The organism is Arthrobacter sp. Hiyo1, from assembly GCF_001263615.2.
Lineage (GTDB): Bacteria > Actinomycetota > Actinomycetes > Actinomycetales > Micrococcaceae > Arthrobacter.
On record NZ_DF952468.1, the window covers coordinates 49,366 to 52,836 of the forward strand.

At 63.0% G+C, this 3,471-nt stretch carries 3 protein-coding genes and 1 pseudogene; 2 read left to right on the plus strand and 2 right to left on the minus strand.

The features are described 5' to 3' along the window. Positions 1-175 precede the first annotated feature (175 nt). Positions 176-1,453 carry an acyltransferase family protein gene (locus AHiyo1_RS00240; protein ID WP_172465449.1) on the plus strand — a complete coding sequence of 426 codons (1,278 nt, stop codon included), beginning with the start codon at positions 176-178 and terminating at the stop codon, positions 1,451-1,453. A 15-nt stretch (positions 1,454-1,468) separates the two neighbouring features. On the opposite strand, the gene AHiyo1_RS00245 is transcribed toward AHiyo1_RS00240, so the two are convergent. After that, positions 1,469-2,263, minus strand: coding sequence for an alpha/beta fold hydrolase (locus tag AHiyo1_RS00245; RefSeq protein ID WP_059387226.1), 795 nt, complete (start codon positions 2,261-2,263; stop codon positions 1,469-1,471). A gap of 148 nt (positions 2,264-2,411) precedes the next feature. On the opposite strand from AHiyo1_RS00245, the gene AHiyo1_RS00250 reads away from it, so the two are divergent. Further along, positions 2,412-3,218: a hypothetical protein gene (locus AHiyo1_RS00250; RefSeq protein ID WP_172465450.1), complete on the plus strand. Its 807-nt coding sequence runs from the start codon at positions 2,412-2,414 to the stop codon at positions 3,216-3,218. Here AHiyo1_RS00250 and AHiyo1_RS00255 read toward each other — a convergent pair. Beyond that, positions 3,215-3,471: pseudogene (locus AHiyo1_RS00255) on the minus strand (phosphatase PAP2 family protein); the annotation flags it as partial. The gene AHiyo1_RS00250 and the pseudogene AHiyo1_RS00255 sit on opposite strands and share 4 nt — an antisense overlap.

Here is a 3,471-nt window from a genome sequence, read left to right on the forward strand (position 1 = left end):
TCCCTCGCCGGTGGCGGGGCCCAGACCCCCTCGCTTTGCAAGCCACCACCGGCGGTGTGGGCCCAACTGGCTCGCAATTAATGTCGTTTTGAGGGCTCAGAACGACATTAACTGCGAGTCAGTTGGGTATGCGGCTCCCAGATTCCGGTCAGGTGGCTCCGGTATGGTGAATTGGATGTTCTCAGTCATCGCGCCTCCGCATCGTGCCCCCACTGCGAATCCGACCCCTGGGAATCCCGCCAAAGACGGCGCCCCGTCGTCTGGTTGCGGGGCACAGAATCGCCTGCCGAAGAGCGACGCAAAGCAGTCCCGGCCTGATCTGGCGACCCTCACCGCACTGCGTTTTGTTGCCGCTCTGTGGGTGGTGTTCTTCCACCTTCAAGCCATGCAGCACACCTTCCTCGCCCCCGTCTACGAGCTGTTCCGACCCATCATTGCCAACGGCGACCTCGGTGTGGACGTGTTCTTTGTTCTCAGCGGTTTCATCATCACCTACACGTACCTGGACCGACTCGGCCCACGGTTCAGCTGGCGAGCTTCAGCGGACTTTGTCTGGGCCCGGTTCGCCCGGATGTGGCCCGCGTTCGCTCTGGTGGTGGGCGTGTTGGGCCTTTGGTTGGTGTACGGGAGCGCGCAGGAATCCGTGCGGGAATGGTCCCTCCAGACCGAGTCTCCGGACCTGTCGCCGTGGGGTCTCGCCAAGCAGCTGCTGATGATGCATCTCTGGTTCCAGCCGGGTACCGACGGCGCCAGTTGGTTCGGGCCCGGATGGACGGTAAGTGCCGAGTGGCTGGCCTACTTGGCATTTCCGCTGCTGGCGCTGGTCCTGTTCCGGCTACGCCGTCTCCATCCGCTCGCGGCGCTGGCCGCCTCTGTGCTCGTTCTCCTGCCGACGGCCGTCTGGGGTCCGGACTTGCCCATCGCCACGGATGAGCATCAGCCTTACGATTGGCTGCTGCGGATCGCATGCTGCTTCATTGCCGGAGCCTTCGCTTGCATCGCCGCACGGAATGCGGACCGTATGAAATTCAACGCTGCCCTGGCCGGTCCGGGCGCCCTGCTGACCGGAACCGCCGTCGTCGTCTTTCTGGCCACGGCAGGTAAACCGGGTCCGGGACGGCTGGCCGTGCTTGCCTTCCCGTTGCTCATTGCCCTGCTTAGCCTGACCCGCGGCTGGCTCCGCTCGGCATTGTCCGCCCGGTGGCTGCAGTATGGCGGGCACAGCTCCTACAGCCTTTACTTGGTCCACATGTTCTTCATCTACCTCTTCTACTGGCTCATCAGGGACTGGCCGAACGGCGCCGGACCTGTGGCGGAGAACGAGCTCGGGGTGGCATGCTTGCTCGGGATTGCCTTGGCCACCCACCTGCTGTACAAGTATGTCGAGGAACCGGCCCGACTCCGGTTGCGCGCATTGGTGCCGAAGGTCGGTGCCGCGAAGCCGGGGGCGTGATGCCGTGCGTGAACCTCAGCCGCGCGAACTGAGGAACGCGATGGTGTCCGCTGCAACTTGGTCCGGACACTCCCACAAGACCAGATGCCCTACCCCGGGATAGACCTTCAACACGGCGCCTGATATTCGCGCCGCCAAGGCCTCTTGGTGCCTTCGAGGCAACACACCGTCATGCGCGCCCCACAGGATCAGGGTGGGCGCGAGAATGGTTCCGAACTCGGTGGGCGGAGTTGCCGTACGCAAGCCATTGAGGATGAGCTTCCACGCATGCGCGGGCATCCTGAGTCCGTCGCGCACCCGGTCCTCGATAAACCAAGTGGGAACCGCATGCAGCAGTGGGAACCAAGCCAAGGAATTCCGGACCCAGTTCTCGTCGACGGGGTCCTGCAGAGTGGCGACTTCATCGGCGAAAGCAGTCCGACCCCGAAGGCTCAGCGGAGAGCCAACCAGCACGAGCGCCGCGACGCGACCAGGGTACGCGATGGCTAACTGCTGGGCCACGTAGCCGCCGCTCGAGGAACCAAGCACGAACGCCCGGTGTATTCCGAGCGCATCCAGGATGGCTGCGGCGTCGTCGGCCTGTTCTAGCAGCGAATAGCCGTGCTCTGGCTTCTCCGCGTCGCCCTGCCCGCGGAGGTCGGGCGCGTAGACCCTGAAGTCCGTCAGCAGGGGTACAAGGCGGTCGAAACTACGGCGGGATTCGCCCCAGGCGTGCAGAAGCAACATCGGCTTCGCATCGGCGTCGCCATGGACCAAACACGGAACCCGAATATCCGTGGTGAGCCTGAGATCCAGGACTTCGGCGCGCATAGCATCAGGGTACGCCTCGCGGCACTAAGGCCGTAAAGCGGCCTAGCCTCTAGATCCGACCACCGATCCCCGGAACCGTTGACAGCCGCGAGGCATCGGCGTTCGATGTTCGCAGGGGGAACTGTCTCGGCGGGGGAGGGAACAGTTCATGCGGGTTATCCGGAATGCGAAACCTGTATCCATAGTGGCAGGCAGCACCTTGCTCCTTGAGGGCTGCGCCGGAATGTGGCTGGCCGCCACAGCGCCCGCCGGACCGGAGAACGGCAGAATCGTTCTGCTTTCTTTCTTCGATGCTGTTGTTGCCCTGATCTGGGGTGTCGTAATCCTGTCTTGGCCCTTCTGGTCCAAGCAGATGGTCCTGGTACGGGTCCAGCCGGCGGATGCTATTCCCGTGATCTTGCCCCTGTCCGTCTTCTTGTCAGTATTTCTTTCTTTGCCGTGGATCGCAGATCTTTCGCGTCCTTACTTGTGGATGGGAGGCCTGCTGCTGGCATCGACTGCCGTTTCTGTGCTTCCGGCAGAGAAGGCCGCGCTCGCGGAGATCCCGCCCCTACGACGCGGGGCTTTCCTCGATTGGCTCAGATGGCAGAATTTCGGTGCCGGTTCGCTGTGGGTTTCGGGTTTCTTTACCGCGACATTCTTTCTTGACTCACGCCGCTTGGACGCTTTCACGCCGTTGATCATTGTGTTGGCACTCGCTCAAGCGATCGTGAGCGTTTGGCGCATCATCGAGCAGCGACGATTTTCCAAGGTCGGGCTGCGCCTTTCCGGCCTCCAGATCAACTGGCTACGCGTCATCCATGTCAGCCGCGGACACGAGGCGGCCGTGAAGGAACTCCGTACGATGTACCCCAAAATCGGCCCAACGCAGGCCGACATCGTCATCGAAAACCTTTATCGGGCGGAAGCCCACCCAAGCGGACCCGAACCTGCAGGAAGCCGCGAGCCGCACTAAGGTGACTGCCGCCGTCGGGCATTCAGACCAAATAGCCAAGTGGCCGCGACCGTCGCCAGATAACCGGTGATGACAATCAAGGAGACCCCGGCCCAGAAGTAGTGGGTGGAGCTCTCCTGCCCGAAACCGCTCGCGATTCCGATCAGCGAGTACACCGCAACGGCCGCGGCCACCACGCCCGCGAGGGTCGACAGCGAAAGCCACAAACGCGACGACGCCCAATGGTCACCGCGGCCGTCCTGGACGTTCCAGC